Consider the following 22,091-nt stretch of genomic DNA (forward strand, 5'->3'; position numbering starts at 1 on the left):
AGAACGGGCGAAGAACTTAGGTTTCTCTCATTAAAGCCTTCTATATAAGCGCATGAAAAATAACGCCGCCCTCCGCCGGTGAGCTGATCTTGGTCCTATGCGGTTGTGCTTCCTGGTTATCCAGCTTCTGGCTCGGGTCACCGTCCATCTTCCATGTCACCTCTTTCATCAATGTTGTTGCAGCACTTGTCTAGTATAACGCCGGGTGTACGACCTTTCAAGATGAAATATAGGCCGGATATGACGCTGTTGTACAGGGTATGGAAACCGCGAGGAATATGTGACGATAAAGCTAGAGGTTCTTGACGAAAAAAAATTATTGATTTAAAGTAAATCTAACAACAGTCTTGTGACAATCGAATACAGCGAAATCTTATCAAGAGCAGGTGGAGGGACTAGCCCTATGAAACCCGGCAACCGGCGGCAACATCGCACGGTGCTAATTCTTGCAGGATGCATGGTTTGCGTTTTTGAAAAACGCAGGCATTCTGACAGATGAGAGAGGCGCATAGTTAATACGTATATGATGACCTTTCTCTTCGGAGAAAGGTTTTCTTGCGTTTCAAGGTACTTATCGCTCTTTCTCTTGAAAGCATGAATCGATTCGTCAATTATTTTGAAGGAGTGAGTTCACATGCCGATTAAAATTCCAGATGCGCTGCCAGCTAAAGAAGTGTTGTCTGGAGAAAATATTTTTGTGATGGATGAAAGCCAGGCCTTCCATCAGGACATCCGTCCGCTGCGAATTGCTATCCTGAATCTGATGCCTACCAAGGAAACGACCGAGACGCAGCTGCTTCGGTTAATTGGTAACTCGCCGCTGCAGGTCGATGTGGTGCTGCTCCATCCGAGCTCCCACATTTCCAAAAACACGTCGGCTGAGCATCTCTCCACGTTTTACAAAACGTTCGAGCAGGTCAAAAATCGCCGTTTTGACGGCATGATCATTACTGGCGCTCCGGTGGAGCAGCTGGAGTTCGAGCAGGTGAACTACTGGAATGAGCTGACGGAAATATTTGAGTGGACCAAGACGAATGTGACGTCTACCCTGCACATATGCTGGGCCTCCCAAGCCGGCTTGTATTATCATTATGGAGTTCCGAAATACAGCCTGCCGAAGAAATGCTTTGGCGTATTCGAGCATTCGGTTAACGAGCCCTGTACGAAGCTGCTCCGGGGATTTGATGAGATGTTCCTCGTTCCGCACTCCCGTCATACCGAGGTTCGCCGCGAGGACATTGCCCAGCATGAGGATCTTGTCATTCTGTCGGAATCGGAGGAGGCCGGCGTATATCTGGTAGCTTCCAAGGATGGCAAGCAAATATTTGCTACCGGTCATTCCGAATATGATCCAGACTCGCTGAAATGGGAATATGATCGCGATGTGGCAAAAGGGATGGAGATTGATCTGCCCGTTAATTATTATCCGAACAACGACCCGTCCAGGCAACCACGGTCCGTATGGCGGGCACATGCCAACCTTTTATTCTCGAATTGGTTGAACTATTATGTGTACCAAGAGACACCGTATGACATCGGCCCGCAAATCTAGCGCGCACACCCGAGGAGGAGCAATGATATGGATAAAAAACCGTTGAATATCGAAAGCCGGCTAGCCCAGATCGGTTCGGTTCAGGAGCCGGTAACCGGCGCGATCAATTTCCCGATCTATCAGGCAACGGCCTTCCGCCACCCCAAGCTTGGCCAAAGCACCGGATTTGATTACATCCGCACGAAAAGCCCGACGAGACAAGTGCTGGAGGATGCCTGCGCGGAGCTGGAATCCGGGGATGCCGGATTCGCTTGCAGCTCGGGCATGGCTGCGCTGCAAACCGTATTTGCCCTGTTTGGCAAGGGGGATCATCTGATTGTATCCCTGGATTTGTACGGCGGCACTTATCGGCTGCTGGAGCGGATTATGTCCAAGTTCGGGGTAACGGCAACCTATGTGGATACGAACGATCTGGATGCGCTGGAGCAATCGCGGCAGCCAAATACAAAGGCGGTATTCATCGAGACGCCGACCAACCCGCTTATGATGATTACCGATATTGAAGCGGTTTGCACATGGGCAAGTCGTCACCAGCTGTTGACAATCGTGGACAACACGCTGCTCACGCCTTATTTTCAAAGGCCGATTGAGCTTGGAGCCGATATCGTCGTACATAGCGCGACCAAATATCTGGGCGGTCACAACGATGTGCTGGCAGGCCTGATTGTAACGAAGGGCAAGGAATTGTCCGAGGAGATGGCCTTTCTTCATAATTCGATCGGAGCGGTGCTGAGCCCGTCCGACTCCTATCAGTTAATGAGAGGGATGAAGACGCTGGCCCTCCGAATGGAGCGCCATCAGTCGAATGCGACGGCGGTTGCGACCTTCCTGCAGGGACATCCGGCTGTGGAGGAAGTATTCTATCCCGGTCTGCCGGAACATCCGGGCTACGATATTCAGAGCCGCCAGTCCAGCGGCAATACCGGAATTTTCTCCTTCAAGGTGAAGGATGCCCGCTATGTAGAACCGGTGCTGCGGCATATTCGCCTGATTGCCTTCGCAGAAAGCCTGGGCGGGGTCGAATCGCTCATGACCTATCCGGCCGTACAGACGCATGCGGATATTCCGGTTGAGATTCGGGAAGCGGTTGGCGTAGATGACCGTCTGCTCCGTTTCTCAGTCGGCATCGAATTCGCCGAGGACCTGATTGCTGATCTGGATCAAGCGCTGAACGCAGCGATGGCCGAGGTGGAAGGAGGCGAGCTGCGATGAGTTCGGACCGACATTCAACCGATCCGTTGAAGTTTGAAACTAAGCTGCTTCATTTCGGAGGCGAGATCGATCGCACGACCGGAGCGTCAAGCGTCCCGATCTATCAGGCGTCAACCTTTCATCACGAAGACGTCAATCATCCGCCGGTTCATGATTACAGCCGTTCCGGCAATCCGACCCGGCAAGCGCTGGAAGACTACATTGCGCTGCTGGAAGGCGGCGTGCGCGGGTTCGCGTATTCCTCCGGCATGGCTGCCATATCCAGCAGCTTCATGCTGCTGTCCGCCGGCGATCATATGATTGTTACCGAGGATGTATATGGCGGCACTTACCGGTTGTTGACCACCATCCTGAACCGCATGGGCATCGAGAGCACGTTCGTCGACATGACCGATCTGGAGCAGGTCAAGGCAGCAATCAGGCCAAATACCAAAGCTGTATATATGGAGACACCATCCAATCCAACATTAAAAATAACGGATATCAGCGGCGTGACGAGCTGGGCCAAGGAACACGACCTGCTGACGCTGCTGGACAATACGTTCATGACCCCATACTATCAGCGTCCGATTGAACTGGGTGTCGATATTGTCATTCATAGTGCAACCAAGTTTCTCGGGGGCCACAGCGACGTGCTGGCCGGTCTTGCTGTCGCCAGAACGGAAGAGCTTGCGGCGGAGCTGAAGAAGCTGCAAAACGGGCTCGGGACGGTGCTCGGCGTTCAGGATTCATGGCTGCTTATGCGGGGCATGAAGACGCTCGGGGCGCGAATGGCCCACAGTGAGCAGAGCGCAGCCAAGCTTGCAGCCTGGCTTCAGGGGCGCAGCGATATCGAGCGGGTCTATTATCCGGGCCTGCTGCATCATCCGGGGCGCGAGATTCATGAGAAGCAGTCGACCGGATATGGAGCGGTCGTCTCGTTTGATGTAGGTTCCGGAGAACGGGCGAAGCAGGTGCTGAACCGCGTCAGGCTGCCGCTTGTAGCTGTCAGTCTTGGGGCTGTGGAGAGCATTCTGTCTTATCCGGCGATGATGTCCCATGCGGCAATGGGCGCAGAGGTGCGTCAGGAGAGAGGCATTACGGACGGTCTGCTGCGCTTCTCTGTCGGGCTTGAGGACGTGGATGATTTGATTATGGATCTCAGCGAGGCGCTTAACGGCGCTTGAGCGGATAAACCTGGCAGCGAATGAAGGCAAGTACCCCGGGCAAGAGCGATCGGAAGTCCCCTCATTCCCCGTAGCGGCATCTTTGCTGGAAGTCAAGCACTTATATCTGATATGAGCCTTATATATCTTCTTAAATGTTATGAATTCATGAACAACGGCATCCCGTTTCATTCGGGATGTCGTTTTTGAACCGGGAATGTGGTAGGATGGTGAAGACAAGAGTTTACTTGCCACTGCGAATTTGCTGCAGATAGGAGGCTATCAATATGGGTACGATCGATCGTATCTTGGATAAAGCATTGCGGGGAGAACGCCTTAACCTGGAGGACACCGTAACGCTGTTTGAAAGCGATCAAGTGGAGAAAATAGGCCATGCCGCGAACATCATGACCAAGCGTTTGCATCCTGACCCGATTACAACCTTTGTAATTGGACGGAATATAAACTATACGAATGTGTGCGACGTATACTGCCGCTTTTGCGCATTCTATCGCAGACCTGGCTCTTCTGAGGGCTATGTTCTTCCGGATGAGACCATTTTCCAGAAAATCCAGGAAACCCAGGATGTGAACGGGACGGAAATACTGATGCAGGGCGGCACGAATCCGGATCTGCCATTCAGCTATTACACCGACCTGCTTCGGAACATCAAGAAGCGTTTCCCGAACATTACGATGCATTCCTTCTCGCCTGCCGAGATCATGAAGATGGTGGAGGTATCCGGCTTGCCGCTGGAAGAAGTGGTGCGCGAGCTGCGGGATGCGGGACTGGATTCGCTGCCTGGCGGCGGAGCTGAAATTCTGGACGATCGAATCCGGAAAAAAGTCAGCCGTCTCAAGGGTTCCTGGCGCCAGTGGATGGACGTGATGCAGACCGCCCACAAGCTCGGCATGAACACGACGGCGACGATGGTTATCGGCCTGGGCGAGACGATGGAGGAGCGCGCACTCCACCTTCTGCGCATCCGCGATGCGCAGGATGAATGCATTCAGAACGGATGGGATTCCAAAGGCTTCCTCGCCTTTATACCATTCACGTTCCAGCCGGACAACACCAATTTGAAGCGGGAGCGGGAGACGCCGGAGGCTTATCTGAAGACGGTGGCCATCGGCCGGCTTGCCATTGACAATGTGCCGAATCTTCAATCGTCCTGGGTGACGATGGGGCCGGACATTGGCAAGCTGTCGCTAAGCTACGGTTGTAATGACTTCGGCAGCACGATGATGGAGGAGAACGTTGTATCCTCCGCAGGTGCGGTATACAAGGTCAACATCGAGTCCATTCTTCGTCTGATTCGTGAAGCGGGACATATTCCGGCTCAGCGGAATACCCGGTACGAAATTTTGCGTGTGTTTGAGGATAACAGCACCGTCGAGCGCGATTTTGTGATGCAGAACTAATCTGTGTTTATCCATCATCCGAAGTGTGAGTGATCAAGGCTTCCTTGGTCACTCACACTTTTTCTGTGGGAACAGTTTCCGCCTCGAGTACAACGTCATCGTATAGCGAAGCACCGCCCCGATCGTCTGGCTGAGCCGGAGTGAACGGGGTGTTTTTTATAGTAAGGCTGATGCGTTGCTTCATAAGGACTTGCTTGTTTTTCCAAGCTGATGTTCCGTATATCCCCCTGCCACTCCCCATATACTGAAAAGGGAACTCGAAAGGAGTGATTCCATGGAACTGTTCAGCATCTCAATCGATACACGGTCGGATCATGAGAAGGAGGCATTTCGCCGTATATTGTCAGACAAGCAGAAGGAGCTACATAAGCGATGCAAGCAGCTGAAATTTGCTTTCAGCGCTGCAGAAGCCCGGGTCACTTGGACTTGCTCCGGCAAGCTGCCGCTGTCGACCTGGACGCTGTCTGCGGAGGAGCTGCGACGGCTTATCTCCGAGGCGGTTACTGCTTACATTATGGAGGAGAGGGAGCAGGAGCTTGCTGCACGGCTACTGTACTCGGAGTTCGAGTTTGACGATGAAGAGGAGGCAGAACGAATTCTGCAATGCTATTTCCAGCTGCTGTCCAATGAAGGGGAGGCTGCCCAATATTGGCAAAGCCGCAGACGGAAGCTGGTTGAAGGCATTGACCAGTGTCTGCTTGAGGGGCCTGAGCTCAATTTGAACGGCTTCCTGACGTTTCGCCTCCACACTTATGAGCAAGAGCTGCGCGACTTGGCGGAGTACGCCGTTGATGAGTTTATCCTGGATCAGCAGTATGAGGAGTTTGTGAGTCTGCTGAAGTATTTTGTTTATTTTCAGGAGCCCAAAATGCCGATCGTCCACGTCATCCACAAGGGCGAAGAAGATTTCCTGCTGCTGGATGGCAACTTGAGGCCGATCGAGCGGCCGCAAGAGGACGGACTCATCATTGAGAGGCTGGATCAGGAAATGGAAATCGAAGATATGATCGTCAGCACACTGATTGCGGTTTCCCCGGCCCGAATGATCATTCACACGCGAAATCCTGATTTGCCGGTCATTATGACATTGGCCCAAATTTTTGACAACCGGGCTCAGATATGCTGCAGCTGTCCGGAATGCAGTGTGTTTCTCGGAAGCGGGCGCATGATGACTTGACGTATTCTGGCCAGCAGGATTATAATATCTCATAAATTCACGTAAAAGCTATGACAAAGACATGAGTCAATCGGCTAGATCCGTTCCAGAGAGAGGGAACCCGGCTGAAATTCCCTTCGGTGCGTCATTGATTTACCCCTTTGTAGCTGTGCGGTCGAAATTATGGGATTCATTTTTCGTAAGAGTAGGCTTCACCGGTTCATGACCGTTATTCAATGCTGATGAAGGATCCTTCGGATCGGCCCTGGCGCGGGCCAGTGTGACCGAGGATCGAATTAGGGTGGAACCACGGGTATAACACTCGTCCCTTTGCGGGACGGGTGTTTTTTGTTATGTCCTGCGAGAATGGAACAGGAAACGTGAAATTAAACCAACGTATGCTTTGAGGAGGAATGTAAGGTGGCTATCAGTATTAAACTGCCAGACGGCTCGGTCCGTGAATATGAGGCAGGCAGCTCGATTGAGGATGTGGCTGCATCCATCAGCAGCGGGCTGAAGAAAAACGCAGTGGCAGGAAAATTAAACGGGGTGCTGGTCGATTTGGCGACGCCGCTTGAGGAAGGTGCCCTCGTAGAAATCGTAACCCAGGATTCGGCTGAAGGGCTTGAAGTGATCCGCCACAGTACAGCTCACTTGCTGGCACAGGCAACGAAGCGCTTGTATGGCGCCAAGGAAGTGAAGCTGGGAGTCGGACCGGTCATCGAGGACGGCTTCTACTATGATATGGATCTTGAAGAGCCGCTGAATCCGGAGGATCTGCAGAAGATTGAGAAGGAAATGGAGCGCATCGTAGGCGAGAACTTGCCAATCGTGCGCAAGGAAGTGAGCCGTGCGGAAGCGCTGCGGATTTTTGGCGAACTGGGGGATCCGTACAAGCTTGAGCTGATCCATGATCTGCCGGAGGACAGTGTCATTACGATTTACGAGCAAGGGGAGTTTTTTGACCTCTGCCGTGGACCGCATGTGCCATCAACCGGAAAAATCAAAGTGTTCAAGCTGATGAATGTGGCCGGAGCTTATTGGCGTGGGGATAGCAAGAACAAAATGCTCCAGCGTGTATACGGGACCGCGTTTGTGAAGAAAGCGCAGCTCGATGAGCATCTGCATCTGCTGGAGGAAGCGAAGAAGCGCGATCACCGCAAGCTGGGCAAGGAACTGCAAATGTTCACGTTCTCCCAGCTCGTAGGACAAGGTCTGCCGATCTGGCTTCCGAACGGGGCGAAGCTCCGCCGCACCCTTGAGCGTTATATCGTGGATCTGGAGGAGCGTCTTGGCTACCAGCACGTGTATACCCCTGTGCTTGGCAACGTGGATCTCTACAAAACATCGGGTCACTGGGATCATTACCAGGAGGATATGTTCCCGGTCATGTCGATGGACAATGAAGATCTCGTGCTTCGTCCGATGAACTGTCCGCACCATATGATGGTGTACAAGAGCGACATGCGGAGCTACCGCGATCTGCCGATCCGGATTGCAGAGCTTGGCATGATGCATCGCTATGAGATGTCCGGCGCATTGACAGGACTTCACCGGGTTCGGGCGATGACGCTGAACGACTCCCACATTTTCTGCCGTCCGGATCAGATCAAGGAAGAGTTTGCACGGGTTATCCAGTTGATTATGACCGTGTACAAGGATTTTGGCATTCAGGACTACCGTTTCCGCCTATCCTACAGAGATCCGCAGGATACCGAGAAATACTTCCCGAACGATGAGATGTGGGAAATGTCCCAGCGCATGCTGCGCGAGGTTGTAGAGGAGCTGGATATGCCGTTCTTCGAGGCGGAAGGCGAGGCTGCTTTCTACGGACCGAAGCTCGATGTGCAGATCAAGACGGCACTTGGCAAAGAAGAGACGCTGTCTACTGTACAGCTCGACTTCCTGCTGCCAGAACGCTTTGAGCTTGAATATGTCGGAGATGATGGTCAGAAGCATCGTCCGGTCGTCATCCATCGCGGCATCCTCGGCACCATGGAGCGATTTGCCGCGTTCTTGCTGGAGAATTTTGCAGGCGCTCTGCCGCTTTGGCTTGCTCCGGTGCAGGTGAAGGTGATTCCGGTGTCTACCGCATTTGAGGATTATGCCAAGGAAGTAGCGGAGAAGCTGCAACTGGCAGGCATCTCGGTTGAGCCGGATCTCCGTAATGAGAAGCTCGGCTATAAGATTCGCGAAGCGCAGCTGGAGAAAATTCCGTATATGTTCATCGTTGGCGAGAATGAGAAGAACGCTGGCGCTGTATCCGTCCGCAAGCGCGGGGAAGGGGATATTGGCGCTCAGCCGCTGGATGATATCATCGCCAAGCTGCGTGAGGAAATCCAGACGCACGCTGTGTAATCCTATGCAAGCGAGAGCTTTCTGTTGTACGGGAACTGTAGACCGCTGCAGATGGTTGCCCCATTACTAGCTCGATCATAGGGTAACATTTCAACCCCTGTCATGTATAAACCGTTGAAGTTGCGGGAACCCTCGCTAGTAAGGGGGAGGTATTCGCAATGAACAAACGAAAAACATGGCAGGGGTTCTTTTTGTGCGGGCTCGTTATCGCTTGGCTGCTCGAACCGCCGGTAACGGCGAATGCAAGTCACTGGCAGCCGGTATTAAGTGATTCCTACAGCGTGTCCCACAGCGAACAGAAATCGAGCGCATTCATTGAAGGCTCAAGTTTTATGGAGATGGCGCATCTCTATGCCCTGAATTTGGTTAGCATCGGAAAAGTTAATAAACATATAACGCTTGCCGAAGACGAGCAGCAGCGCGATGATCACGGCGTCAAAGCAACCAGAAAAGGCGGCCATCCTTCGATGGCAGTACTGGCTCCAAGAGATGATCAGGTGCTGCATACGGTGACAGTGACGGCAACAGGATATACAGCAGGATATGAATCGACTGGTAAAAGACCCGGTCATCCCCAGTATGGCATTACGTATTCCGGGGTGAAGGTGAAGCGAGACCGAAATACGCTGTCCACGATCGCTGCCGATCCATCTGTATTTCCGCTGGGCAGCATTCTGTATATCCCGGGTTACGGGTACGGGATCGTCGCGGACATCGGCTCTGCCATCAAGGGTCGGAAGATCGATCTGTATTTTGCCACAACCGAGCAAGTGTATGAGGAGTGGGGTAAAAAGGATGTCGAGGTGCAGCTCATTCGAAAAGGCAGCGGAAAATGCACCGAAGCGATGTTGAAAAAGTTCGGAGAAGCGATTGAAACGTACCGTTTCCTGCCAAGCTCTGTGCTGGAGGAAGCGATTTGACCCCGGATTCCCGGCAGCCACTGGACTTACTACCCGAGCTCGCATAAGCCCCGCCGGTTCATCACATACTACTGTTCGGGGGCCAAACCCCTGAAGAGGATGATGGTATGAAGATAACCAGGAGGTGAAGACGGTGAAAAAGAATAAAGTTCAGGAAAACTTCAAGACACCGAACGAAAAGTTCAATGCCGAGTTTGCTGAAGATCAAAGCATTGCCAGCAACCCGAAGGGCAAATCGAAGGTTCAAGAGAACTACAAAAAACCAAACGAGAAGTTTGACGCGGAGTTTGGCGAGCTGAACGCGCCAGGCGACCACAAAACAAACCGTTAAGGTTAGTTAGCCGGTGGCAACCCTCGTTTCATGCTTTATACAAAACCCCTGCACTTGGCGGGGGTTTTTCTATATAGAAGACGTGATCCATTATTATCCAGTGCCTCGGTCTGGAGACCGAGTTGATTTTCATCCCGCCGCCGCTATATCGTTCCTTCAGGATGTTGTACACTGTAGTTACCAAAAGAAGTGAAGGCAAGGGGATGTGACCATGAGTAAAAAAGGATGGAGCCAGTTATTCGGCGGCCTGTTCCTGATCGGAATCGGCGTATTGTTTTTTCTAAATCAGCTTGGTTTTATTAATGTAAGCATCGGCTATCTCATATCGACATTCTGGCCGGTCATCTTGATCTGGTTCGGCCTGCAAAGCCTGATCTTTGCATCTGGTGCAGGGGTGCTGTGGGGCGCTTTGGTGCCAATTCTGCTTGGCCTTTATTTTCTGGGACGCAACCTGGGTTATGTATGGTTCTCGTTTGGAGATTTAATCAAATTTGCGATTCCGGTTGCTTTGATTCTGTTCGGCCTGCAGGTCATTCTACAGCCGAGAAATAACCGCCGGCCGCCTGAGCCGCCGCCTGCCCCGGAGCCTGACCGTCGGCAGAGCCCGATTCCGCCAGAGCCGCCGGAGGCCGTTCCGCTCGATTCTTCGCTTGATGAGGTGTTTGAACGCAAGTTTGGCAAACCGCAGCAGGAGCCGAAACAGGAGCATACCGATCATGCGAATCATAGGGATCATACGGCCGCATCCGGAAGAAGAGGCTACCGCTATGACGATACGGATCCGCATTACGGTTATAATGAAGAGGAGGGTCACCGGTACTACGAAGACCGAGATGACCCCAATAGAAGTGGCGCCAGATGGTCCCATCACGATACAGTGAATAAATCCGCTTTTATCGGGGATGTGCATATGGGCAAGGAATACTTTTCGCTGAAGCCGACCAACATCTCCCAGTTTATCGGGGATACGGTGCTCGACTTGACCAAAGCCCAGATTCCGTACGGCGAAACCCGCATTAACATTTCCGGATTTATCGGAGACGTCAAAGTGTTTGTACCGAATGATTCGGACCTCGGCATCCATGTGTCGACCAGCTCGTTTATCGGCGACATGAAGGTGCTGGATCAGAAGGAAGGAAGCGGATTTATGAGCAGCTCGGGCATCGAGAGCCCGTACTACAGGGAAGCAGGGAAGAGGATCCGCATTCATGTCAGCGTGTTTATCGGCGATATTAAAGTGAACAGGGTAGGGTAACCGGCATGTCGATGATGAGTTTTCTGAAGAATACTAAATGGGTGCTTATGCTGTATTTTCTGCTCATCGGAGCAGGAGTTGCCGTATTCCTGTACGCTGCGGACGAATGGGGATACATTCATATTCAGGACAACCGACTGTGGGTTTATTACTCGGTCGGTATTGTTCTGTTCACAGGCATTGCCGGCTATATCGCCGGACAACGGATTCAGCGTCCGCTGGATTTGCTGCATCTGAACATGCTACAGGTGGCCAAAGGCAATTTGACGGTCAGGCTGCCAGCCGCAGAAGACGGTTCTTTCGCGCGCGTCTATGAGGAATTCAACACCATGACCGAGGCGCTGGAGAAGAAGATGAAGCTGTTGCAGCGCTTGGGCGAGCAGGATGTGATCGAGAAGGAAATCGCCGCTGAAGCTGCAGTTTTGGAGGAACGCCGACGCATGGCAAGAGACTTGCATGATACGGTAAGCCAGCAGCTCTTTGCCATACACATGTCCGCTTCTTCATTACCAGCTGTACTCAAGAAAAATCCGGAGCATGGGGAGAAGGTGCTCTCCCAGTTAATCGAAATGTCCCATATTGCCCAGAAGCAGATGCGCGCGCTCATTGCACAGCTTCGCCCGGTAGAGCTGGAGGGTCGGACGCTCGAGGAGGCGCTGGAGCGCTGGTTCCCGGATTATTGCCGGCAGAACAGTCTCAAGGGCGTGAAGGATGTTGAGGTTTACGGCGGAGTGTCCGAGGCCATCGAGCATCAGCTGTTCCTAATCATTCAGGAGGCGGTGGCCAACATTGTCAAGCACGCGGGCGCGTCCATGGTCAGCATGTCGCTGCGCGAGGAAGAGAAGCGCGTTGTGCTCAGCATCAGTGATGATGGCTGCGGGTTTGACGATTTAACGCAGAAACAGGGCTCCTACGGGCTGTCCACGATGCGGGAGCGGGCAGAGAAGCTGGGGGGACAGGTGGATATTATAAGCCGGCAGGGGGCCGGCACCACCGTGCGCGTGAACATTCCGCTGTTCGGAGAAGAGAACGGCTCTGGAGGACCGTCCGATGAGCATGACGATCTTGAGGAGGAAGCCGCTGTGCCGGTGAAGTAAACAAGGGGGAAATGATATGGATACCATAAAGATCATGCTGGCCGATGACCACGATATGGTGCGGATGGGCCTGAAAACTTATTTATCGCTGGACCCCGGCTTCGAAGTCATTGACGAGGCTGCCAACGGACTCGAGGTGCTGGAGAAGCTGAGAAAAGCCCCGGATGCCCGGCCGGATCTGATTCTGATGGACTTGATGATGCCGATCATGAACGGGGCAGAGACGACCAAGGCGGTGATGTCGGAGTTTCCGGATCAGAAAATCGTCATTCTGACAAGCTTTCTGGAAGATGAGCTGGTTGTTGACTGCGTCGAGGCCGGAGCGGTAAGTTATGTGCTGAAGACCGTTTCCGCTGATGAGCTGATCTATGCGCTTCAGGGAGCCTATCGCGGCATGCCGGTGATGACCAAGGACGTGTCCGATGCGCTTACGCGCGGAATTCGCCGTCATATGGTCGATGAGGATCAATCCGGTTTGACCGAGCGGGAGAAGGAAGTGCTGCTGCTGATAGCGGAAGGAAAAAGCAATAAAGAGATCGGCGAGGAGCTCCATATCAGCATCAAAACGGTGAAAACTCATGTCAGCAACCTGCTGATGAAATGCGAGCTGGAGGACAGAACCCAGCTGGCGATATACGCCCACCGAAAAGGCTGGGTGAAAACGCAATAAACGCTGTTTTAGCCGGGGAGAGCCGTCTTTTTATCTGCCTTTTAATTGTTTTTAAGGTACTATTAAGGTTTATAGTACACAATAGAAACAGTTAGTCATGTAGCACTTGGAATCAAGTGATTTAACATAGGAGGTAAAGACACTTATGGACGATCAGAGAAAACGCTTCGGATACCCCGACGAAGAACCTGAACAGAAACAGAAACAAGAGGAGTCTTCTTCATCGAATGAATCATCCTACTATTATTCGTACGGACCGTTCCGGTCTATTTCAAACGATAACGATTCAGAGGGGCGGGATGGTTATCGGCAGATGGAGCCCCAGCAGGTGGAGGTGACGGCTCCGGAGCCTGTGAAGCCGGTTCCGACAGGACTGACGCGGCAGTCTTCCGGCGGAGAAGGACAGGGCGGAGGCCTGCCGGACAACGCGAATCGCAACCGGAACCGGAACTATAGTTCCAGGCCGAGAAGCTCCTTCAAATCGTTATTTCTATCCTTCATGGCCGGGGTGCTCGTCATTTCAGGCCTGATGTTTGCTGCGGACCGGACGAACATGTTTACGCCGGAGGCCGCCTTGTCGTCTGGTGGCGATGCACCGGTGACCGAGTCCCAGCCGACCAATAGCGGCGGGGCGACGCCGGCCGCCGTGTCGATCCCGACGAATGCGAATGACGTATCGAGCGTCGTGGATCAAGCCAGCCCGTCGGTTGTGCTGATCAATACCTTTGTCAAGAGCAGCAACGCCCGCAGCGCGAACCCGTACGGGAATGACCCGTTCTGGTACTTTTTCGGCGGCGGTCGAAGCGGCAGCGAAGGAAGTGAGAGCGAGGGAAGCGGAAACGACGAATCCCTCCGGGCGCAGGGCATTGGCTCTGGCTTCATCTTTGACAAGGAAGGCTACATTCTGACGAATGAGCATGTTATCCATGGCGCGGACGTGATCCAGGTTACGCTCCAAGGAAACAAGAAGCCTTATGAAGCGAAGCTGCTCGGGTCCAGCTATGAGCTTGACTTGGCGGTGCTGAAGATCGAAGGGGACGAGGATTTCCCGACGGTGGCACTTGGGGATTCGGAGGCATTGAAAGTGGGTGAATGGCTGGTTGCCATCGGGAACCCGCAAGGATTTGACCATACGGTCACAGCCGGGGTGCTCAGCTCCAAGGAGCGCAGCATCGAAATTCCAGGAACGAACAATGAAGCGGACCGTAACTACAAAAATCTGCTGCAAACCGATGCGTCCATCAACCCGGGGAACTCGGGCGGCCCGCTGCTTAACCTGAAGGGTGAAGTTATCGGAATGAACGTAGCTGTCAGCTCCCAGGCACAGGGCATCGGGTTTGCGATTCCTTCCAGCACGATCAAGGAAGCGGTCGACTATCTGAAGAACGGCCAGGATGTGCCTAAGGATCCGGTTCCGTTCATTGGCGCAGAACTGGGCACCGTGACCTCCCAGATTGCCCAGCAGCTTGGGACCGATGTGACGGAAGGATCTTATGTGAACAGCGTCGTCTTCGGTTCGCCGGCATATCAGGCGGATCTGAGACAGTACGATATCATTGTGGGGGTTGACGGACAGAAATATCCGACCCACCTGGATCTGATCGAATTCATCCAGAGCAAAAATGTCGGTGATGATATTACACTGAATGTCATTCGCAATGGCAAGCAGATCGATCTGCCGCTCACGATCGGTGATCGGAACGAATTTGAACAATCCCAGCAGCGGCGTTAACGCCATACATGAAGGGACGAACAAGCGGAAGGGAAGAAGCCTTCCGCTTGTCTTGCATTAAACCGGACCGATATAATGGGGTTGGAATAAGTAAGCAACAGATGCTGATTCATAGATAGAGGAGATGCCGTGATGCGATCCCGAATATTAATAGTAGATGATGATGACAAAATTATATCAATGCTGCGCAGAGGGCTTGCGTTCGAGGGTTATGATGTCATGACTGCCTCCAATGGTGCAGAGGGCCTCAAAATGATCCTCGCCGAGGAGCCCGATGCGGTCATTCTGGATGTGATGATGCCGCAGGTGGACGGCTTTGAGGCGCTCAGGAGGCTGCGCGAAGGCGGAAGCACCGTGCCTGTCCTGATGCTGACCGCCAAGGATGAGGTGGAGAATCGGGTAAAGGGGCTCGATATCGGGGCGGATGATTATCTTGTGAAGCCGTTTGCGCTCGAAGAGCTTTTGGCCCGCGTCAGAGCTTTGCTGCGCCGGAAACCGAGCGACGATTCCTCCAGCCAGCGTCTTACCTTCGAGGATCTTGTCTTGGACACGGATTCAAGAGAGGTGCTGCGCGGCGGACGGCGGCTTGAACTGACGGCGAAGGAATTCGAGCTGCTCCATCTATTTATGCAAAATCCAAGGCGCGTGCTGTCACGCGATACGATTATGGATAAAATCTGGGGATATGATTACAGCGGGGAATCCAACGTGCTTGAGGTTTATATTGCCATGCTTCGCCAGAAGACGGAGGAGAACGGGGGCAAAAGGCTGATCCAGACGATTCGCGGAGCAGGGTATATTTTAAGAGGAGACAGCTAGCATGTCGATACGGTTGCGGCTTACAGCATGGTATACAAGCATTCTATTCGTGACGCTGGTCATATTCAGCACGGCGATTTATACTTTTGTGAATCTGTACACGTACAGTGAACTCGAGCAGCGCATCCGGCAGCAGGCCAAAAGAGTGAGCTTTGGTCAAGGCATCATTGAGGTGCTGCCGAACCGCTCCTCGGAAATTCGGCTGGAGGATATGGACTTGTATGTCCAGACGTTCACGATTCGCAATAACTCGACCTGGCGATCGGATAATATGAAATTCAGCGGGTTGATGTTTGAAGTGCCAGGTGTGGAGAAAGCGGCGACCGAGGCATTTTTCTCCAAAGTCAGCCTCGGGGGCAACCCGTTCCTGGTCTACAGTCACCCCGTGATTGAGCAATACACGGGCAGCCTGGCCGGATGGCTCCAGATTGGTGCAAGCACAAGGCAAATTGAGGATACGCTCAAGCAGCTTCAGACCATCCTGATCATGGGATCGGCGGCTACGCTGGTCATTGCTTCTTCCTTCGGGCTGTTCCTGGCCCGCAAGTCGATCAGCCCGATCGGCAAGGTGACGGAAGCGGCCGAGCGCATCCAGAAGGGGACGGACTTGAGCCTGCGGATTGAGTATGATGGGCCGCCGGATGAAATCGGACAACTGATCGGGACATTTAACGGGATGTTGTCCCGGACCGAAGGCTTTTACAAAGAACTGGAGGACGCGTATGCGGCGCAGCGGCGCTTTGTCTCCGATGCTTCGCATGAGCTGAGAACACCGCTGACGACCATTCGCGGCAATGTCGATCTGCTGCATAAAATATGGACTTCCCCGCCCGAGGATCGGCCGGATCTGGATGAAGAGGCGCTGAAGCAAATATCGATGGAGGCGATCGGGGATATTGCCGATGAGGCGAGACGGATGAGCCGGCTGGTGAACGATATGTTGTCTCTGGCCCGGGCGGATACCGGAAAGACGTTTGAGAAATCGGCCATACCGCTTCGGCCGTTGCTTGAAGAGGTCGCCCGGAGAGCGCAATTTTTGAAAAGAACCGCGGCCTGGAAGGTCGGGGATTTCATGATGCTAGGCAGTATCTACATCAATGGTAACAAAGATTATTTGCAGCAAATGCTGTTCATTTTCATCGAGAATGCGTTCAAATATACGCCGGAGGGCGTGGTGTCGCTCGATGCTGTGCTGTACAAGGGACAGGTCGGCATCCGGATTGCGGACACCGGCATCGGCATGGATAAAGACGAGGTGCCGCATATCTTCGACCGCTTCTATCGGGCGGACCAATCCCGGGGAGTAACCGAAGGTACCGGCCTTGGACTGTCCATTGCCAAATGGATTATTGATGTCCATGAAGGCTCTGTGGAAGTGGTGACGAAGCGGGGCGAAGGCAGCACGTTTATTATATGGCTTCCGCTCGTTTTTGCTCCTCCTCTTGAATAGAGGTATAATGAACAGGTACAGCGGTAATTTTCGTGGGAAGCAGGTGAGGATCAGTGGAAGTGATTAAAATATCGCCGAGAGGATACTGCTACGGTGTTGTGGATGCGATGGTGCTGGCACGGCAAGCGGCGCAGAATCTCGATCTTCCTCGGCCTATCTATATACTGGGCATGATTGTCCATAACAGTCATGTGACAAAATCCTTTGAGGATGAAGGCATTATTACGCTCGACGGGCCCAACCGTGTGGAGATTCTAAACCAGGTGGAGAGCGGAACCGTCATTTTTACGGCGCACGGGGTATCCCCGGAGGTTCGGAAGCTGGCTCGCGACAAAGGTCTGACAACCTTGGACGCCACCTGTCCGGATGTGACCAAAACACATGACCTGATTCGTGAAAAGGCGGCCGACGGCTATGAGATTATCTACATCGGGAAGAAAGGCCATCCCGAGCCGGAGGGAGCCATCGGCATTGCACCGGAGCATGTTCATCTGATCGAGACGGAGGATGAGATCGACCAGCTTGACATCCCTTCATCGAGAATCATTATCACGAACCAGACGACGATGAGCCAGTGGGATATTAAGCATATTATGAGCAAGCTGCTCGCAAGGTTTCCCGGCGCGGAGATTCATAATGAGATCTGCCTGGCAACCCAGGTGCGTCAGGAGGCGGTTGCAGAGCAGGCAGGTCAGGCCGATCTGGTCATTGTCGTCGGGGATCCGCGCAGCAACAACTCGAACCGTCTCGCACAGGTGTCTGAAGAGATTGCAGGTGTGACGGCATACCGGATCGGAGATGTGTCAGAGCTGAAGCGGGAATGGCTGGAAGGCGTGAACAAGGTGGCGGTCACGTCGGGCGCATCCACGCCGACGCCGATTACGAAAGAGGTTATTGCCTATCTGGAGCAGTATGAACATGACTGTCCGGAGACTTGGGAGATCAAGCGGACGATCAATATGAGCAAGCTGCTGCCGCCGGTTCGGACGAAGAGCAAGGCGTAGTGGAACTGCACCCCCTTGTTAGACACCGTCTAACGTTGGAGGTGCAGTTTTTTATGTTTTTCATCCTAGGTTACAGGAATCAGGCGCAAGCACCGTGGCGCTTGACCGGGATGAATCGGTGGCAAGGGACGGCCCCCCCCCCTGTGTGATTCTTGCTGCGTGACATTAACTTCTCACTCGATGTAAGCGTTTTATTTTTGGATTGATAAGTATCATTTTTCGTTGATTAGGCAAATAGTCATACCCGCGCCCTTCGATTACAATTTGATTCATAGACAAACTGTACGATAGGGGCACAAGCGGGAGGGAAGATTATGGCACAGATCTCAATGGAGCAGAAACCTGTTCCCAAACGGAAGAAAGATAACCTCGCGGTTCGTTTTGCGAAGCAGTGGGACATTCAGCTGATGGTTCTTCCGGCACTGGCATTGATTTTTGTATTTAGTTACATCCCAATGTACGGCATCCTGATGGCTTTCCAGGATTATAACATTTTCAAAGGTATGGCAGAGAGTCCATGGGCAGGCCTGAAGCATTTCCGAATGTTCTTCGAGGCTCCCGAGTTTGCGAACGTCATGCGCAACACCATCGTCATCAGTCTCCTCAAGTTTTTCATCGGCTTTCCGGCGCCCATCCTGTTGGCGCTGATGCTGAATGAGGTCAGACATATGTTCTTCAAGCGGATGGTACAGACGGTCAGCTACTTGCCGCACTTTCTGTCCTGGGTTATCGTGTCGGGTTTTGTGATCTCCATGCTCTCGACCGACAATGGAAGCGTGAACATTCTGCTGACGAATCTGAATCTGGTGGAGGAGCCAATCAATTTCCTCTCAATTCCGGAGTACTTCTGGGCGATTCTCGTAACGACAGGAGTATGGAAGGAGATCGGATTCTCGTCGATCGTATATTTGGCCGCTGTGGCGGGCGTTGACCCGCATATGTACGAAGCGGCAGATATGGATGGCGCGAGCAAGTTCCGGCAAATCTTCACCATTACACTTCCATCGATCATGCCGGTGGTTATCATTTTCATGATTCTGTCGATCGGCAATCTGCTGAGTGCAGGCTTTGAGGATATTTTGCTCCTGGCGAAAAACCCGGTGCTGAGAGAGGTTTCCGACGTCATTGATACGTATGTCTACCGAATCGGTATCGAAAATTCTCGTTTCTCATACGCAACGGCTGTAGGCTTGTTCAAAGCAGTGATCAGCGTCATGCTGCTGACGATAGCGAACTTGATCGCACGCCGGTCAGGAAACAGTCTATGGTAATCAAACATCCTGAGGAAGGGAGCGGGTAGCATTGGTACGTCTTGGATTTGGGGACCGCGTAATGATGGTCGTAATATACATTTTTCTTACACTGCTGGCTTTTGTGACATTTTATCCGTTTTGGAATGCGCTAGTCGTGTCGTTGAATACCGGAGCGGATACGGCAATGGGGGGTGTCACCTTCTGGCCGAGAAGCTTTACACTGGAGAACTATGAGATTGTCTTTCAAGATAAGCGGCTGCTGAACGGCTTTGCAATTTCGGTGGCCCGTACGGTAGTCGGTACGTTCTGTTCGATTCTGGTAACCTCCATCTTCGCTTACGGAATGACCAAGCGTGAGCTGATTGGACGTAAATATTATATGATCATGTGTATCATCACCATGTACTTCGGCGGGGGCTTGATCCCGAGCTTCATGCTGATTCGCAGCCTCGGGCTGATGGATTCCTTCTGGGTGTACATTATTCCGACGCTTGTAAGCGTGTGGAATATGATCATCTTCCGTACCTTCTTCCAGGGGCTTCCGGCCGGTCTGGAGGAATCGGCAAAAATTGACGGCTCCGGTAACTGGGGGATCTTCTTCCGAATTATTCTGCCGCTGTCCGGTCCGGTCATCGCGACCCTGTCGCTGTTCACTGCGGTCGGGCACTGGAATGAATGGTTCCTCCCAAGTATCTATATTTCGAAAAACGAGTTGCTGCCGATTCAGACTATTCTGAATCAGATTCTGAACTCGAACATCATGTCAGAGCAGATGAGCAACCTGGATTCGGCTTCGCAAGCGGTCTTGTCCAGAATGCAAAGCGTAACCACCAAATCGCTGTCCATGGCAACGATGATTGTGGCCACGATTCCGATCATTATGGTCTATCCGTTTGTCCAAAAGCATTTCGTTAAAGGGGTTCTGATTGGTTCCTTGAAGGAATAGCTTATCTGTCTGTTGTTTGAAGCCGAGGAGGCTTTAGACATAAATAAAGAGGGAAGAACGAAAGGGGAATTCGAGAATGAGGCAAAGAAAAAAATCGCTGTCCACATCGCTGATCATATTGCTGGCAGCTATGCTGATGCTTTCCGCCTGCAGCGGGGGAGGCAATTCGAATACGGCAGAACCGACGCCGACGCCATCCGATAACGGGACTGAGAACAATACCTCCGCTGAATCCGACACATATGTGCTAGGTGAGGAGCCGCTGGAATTCAGCTTCTACGGTCACTATGACTGGTACACAATGCCGAACTGGGGCGATGATGACGCTACGAAATGGATTAAAGAGAACAAAAAAGTCAACGTAGTTCCTATCAACTCCCAAGGCAACGCGCAGCAGAAATTCAGCACGATGATTGCCTCCGGTCAGCTGCCGGACGTCATCTGGATGGAGCGCGGACCGGACGTCGATAAGCTTCGTCAGGCCGATATGCTGGTTCCATTTGATGATTATCTCGATAAATACCCGAACCTGAAGCAGTGGCTCGGCGAAGAAGGAATTAACATGCTTCGTTCCGAAGACGGCAAGCTGTATCAGTTCCCGAACTGGTACACGAGCCAGCCGAACGGCAACGCAGGTTATGTTGTGAACAAAAAGATTTACGAAGAGCTCGGTGAGCCTCCACTGGAAACAACCGATGATCTGTACAACTACCTCGTAGCTGTTAAAGAGAAGTACGGCAATCAGGTTGTGCCTTACGAGCCGGGTATCGAAGGTCAAGGTATCGAAACGCTGTACTCTGCCTTTAGAGAAAATGCGTTGACACGCTGGATTTCGATCCGCGGTGTTCCTGAAGGCGACCAATTGACATCGATCTTCCTGGATCCTACATTCCGCGAGTCGATGCAGTACGCTGCAAAGCTGTTCCGCGAAAGACTGATCACGCAAGACGCAATGACACAAACTGCTGACCAGGTGAAAGAGAAAGTTATGGCTGGCCGTGTTGCCGTATATTCGGCATCCAGCCCGACCGAGAATGCGATGAATGCGCATGTTGAATTGACGGCTCAAGATCCGGATGCAGGTTACTTCATGATCTGGCCGATTGCGAAGCCAGGTCTGGATAAGAACAAAATCTTCCCGGGCACTTACAACCAGCTCGGCTGGAACGTAAGTGTCATTACAAAAGCAGCCAAGGATCCTGAAGCGATCTTCGCTTTCCTGGATTGGTATACTGGACCGGAAGGTCAATCGATCCTCATGTGGGGACCTGAAGGCGGATACTGGGATGGTTGGGAAGAAGAAGGGGTAATGCCGAAGTTCACAGAGAAATACGTGACGGATGCGGCAGGCCTCGGCAAGCTTCAAGCAACTACGACGAATGTTCAATGGAACGGTAACACGGTGTTTATCGACCAGGCAAAAGCCAAGTACGAAAGCACGCTTCCTGAGGAACAGCGTAACTGGTCCACACGTTGGCAGTATGAAATTACTTGGAAAACACAAGCTAACGCTACCGAATTTATTAACCTCGATCCGGCTCCGGACAGCGAGGAAGGAATTATTCGTCAACGCGTAGAAGATATCTTTACAGAAGCTAGAGCGAAAGCCCTGTATGCGAAAGATGATGCAGAAGTATTGGCCATTCTCGACAAGGCTGAGGCGGATGCACAAACAGCTGGTTTCGACAAGCTTCTGGCATTCAAGACGCAAAAATGGCAAGAGAACCTGGCCAAAATGCGTGGGGAATAACAATATAATGAGAAACGTAA

At 52.4% G+C, this 22,091-nt stretch carries 18 protein-coding genes and 1 riboswitch; all 18 genes read left to right on the forward strand.

The genetic code is table 11. The features are described 5' to 3' along the window. Positions 1 to 370 precede the first annotated feature (370 nt). A riboswitch (SAM riboswitch) is annotated at positions 371 to 502 on the forward strand. A gap of 132 nt (positions 503 to 634) precedes the next feature. Further along, positions 635 to 1,552 carry a homoserine O-acetyltransferase MetA gene (gene metA / locus CHH67_RS16735; RefSeq protein WP_095266344.1) on the forward strand — a complete coding sequence of 306 codons (918 nt, stop codon included), beginning with the start codon at positions 635 to 637 and terminating at the stop codon, positions 1,550 to 1,552. A gap of 27 nt (positions 1,553 to 1,579) precedes the next feature. Then, positions 1,580 to 2,764 (forward strand): PLP-dependent transferase, encoded by a 1,185-nt coding sequence (locus CHH67_RS16740; RefSeq protein WP_095266345.1) that lies wholly within the window; start codon positions 1,580 to 1,582, stop codon positions 2,762 to 2,764. Further along, positions 2,761 to 3,930 (forward strand): aminotransferase class V-fold PLP-dependent enzyme, encoded by a 1,170-nt coding sequence (locus tag CHH67_RS16745; RefSeq protein WP_095266346.1) that lies wholly within the window; start codon positions 2,761 to 2,763, stop codon positions 3,928 to 3,930. The genes CHH67_RS16740 and CHH67_RS16745 overlap by 4 nt, the downstream gene beginning before the upstream one ends. Before the next feature lie 266 nt (positions 3,931 to 4,196). Beyond that, positions 4,197 to 5,330, forward strand: a complete 1,134-nt coding sequence (gene mqnC / locus CHH67_RS16750; RefSeq protein ID WP_095266347.1) for a cyclic dehypoxanthinyl futalosine synthase — start codon at positions 4,197 to 4,199, stop codon at positions 5,328 to 5,330. Positions 5,331 to 5,604: 274 nt separating this feature from the next. After that, the gene (locus CHH67_RS16755) at positions 5,605 to 6,507 is read left to right on the forward strand and encodes a putative sporulation protein YtxC (protein ID WP_095266348.1); all 903 of its coding nucleotides are present in this window, start codon (positions 5,605 to 5,607) and stop codon (positions 6,505 to 6,507) included. Positions 6,508 to 6,906: 399 nt separating this feature from the next. Then, complete coding sequence (thrS, locus tag CHH67_RS16760) at positions 6,907 to 8,844, forward strand: threonine--tRNA ligase (protein ID WP_095266349.1); 1,938 nt, start codon at positions 6,907 to 6,909, stop codon at positions 8,842 to 8,844. 314 nt (positions 8,845 to 9,158) lie between these two features. Continuing rightward, on the forward strand, positions 9,159 to 9,764 hold the full coding sequence (locus tag CHH67_RS16765) for a 3D domain-containing protein (protein ID WP_413773601.1): 606 nt from the start codon (positions 9,159 to 9,161) through the stop codon (positions 9,762 to 9,764). 133 nt (positions 9,765 to 9,897) lie between these two features. Further along, a complete protein-coding gene (locus CHH67_RS16770) occupies positions 9,898 to 10,095 on the forward strand; it encodes a hypothetical protein (protein WP_095266351.1) in 198 nt (65 codons plus the stop codon). A gap of 205 nt (positions 10,096 to 10,300) precedes the next feature. After that, the gene (liaF, locus tag CHH67_RS16775; RefSeq protein WP_095266352.1) at positions 10,301 to 11,350 is read left to right on the forward strand and encodes a cell wall-active antibiotics response protein LiaF; all 1,050 of its coding nucleotides are present in this window, start codon (positions 10,301 to 10,303) and stop codon (positions 11,348 to 11,350) included. Positions 11,351 to 11,361: 11 nt separating this feature from the next. Beyond that, on the forward strand, positions 11,362 to 12,447 hold the full coding sequence (locus CHH67_RS16780; protein WP_095266423.1) for a sensor histidine kinase: 1,086 nt from the start codon (positions 11,362 to 11,364) through the stop codon (positions 12,445 to 12,447). A gap of 16 nt (positions 12,448 to 12,463) precedes the next feature. Further along, on the forward strand, positions 12,464 to 13,117 hold the full coding sequence (locus CHH67_RS16785) for a response regulator (protein WP_095266353.1): 654 nt from the start codon (positions 12,464 to 12,466) through the stop codon (positions 13,115 to 13,117). A 145-nt stretch (positions 13,118 to 13,262) separates the two neighbouring features. Next, positions 13,263 to 14,849, forward strand: coding sequence for a S1C family serine protease (locus tag CHH67_RS16790; RefSeq protein ID WP_095266354.1), 1,587 nt, complete (start codon positions 13,263 to 13,265; stop codon positions 14,847 to 14,849). A gap of 132 nt (positions 14,850 to 14,981) precedes the next feature. After that, on the forward strand, positions 14,982 to 15,668 hold the full coding sequence (locus CHH67_RS16795) for a response regulator transcription factor (RefSeq protein WP_095266355.1): 687 nt from the start codon (positions 14,982 to 14,984) through the stop codon (positions 15,666 to 15,668). Between the two features lies 1 nt (position 15,669). Then, positions 15,670 to 17,118: a sensor histidine kinase gene (locus CHH67_RS16800; RefSeq protein WP_095266356.1), complete on the forward strand. Its 1,449-nt coding sequence runs from the start codon at positions 15,670 to 15,672 to the stop codon at positions 17,116 to 17,118. Positions 17,119 to 17,171: 53 nt separating this feature from the next. Next, positions 17,172 to 18,122 (forward strand): 4-hydroxy-3-methylbut-2-enyl diphosphate reductase, encoded by a 951-nt coding sequence (locus tag CHH67_RS16805; RefSeq protein ID WP_095266357.1) that lies wholly within the window; start codon positions 17,172 to 17,174, stop codon positions 18,120 to 18,122. Between the two features lie 314 nt (positions 18,123 to 18,436). After that, positions 18,437 to 19,393, forward strand: a complete 957-nt coding sequence (locus CHH67_RS16810) for an ABC transporter permease (protein ID WP_095266358.1) — start codon at positions 18,437 to 18,439, stop codon at positions 19,391 to 19,393. A 31-nt stretch (positions 19,394 to 19,424) separates the two neighbouring features. Continuing rightward, entirely contained in the window at positions 19,425 to 20,321 is an 897-nt protein-coding gene (locus tag CHH67_RS16815) for a carbohydrate ABC transporter permease (RefSeq protein ID WP_095266359.1), read from the forward strand. 76 nt (positions 20,322 to 20,397) lie between these two features. Further along, complete coding sequence (locus CHH67_RS16820) at positions 20,398 to 22,071, forward strand: extracellular solute-binding protein (protein ID WP_095266360.1); 1,674 nt, start codon at positions 20,398 to 20,400, stop codon at positions 22,069 to 22,071. The last annotated feature ends 20 nt before the right edge of the window (positions 22,072 to 22,091 follow it).

The organism is Paenibacillus campinasensis (assembly GCF_002272015.1).
GTDB lineage: Bacteria > Bacillota > Bacilli > Paenibacillales > Paenibacillaceae > Paenibacillus_AQ > Paenibacillus_AQ campinasensis.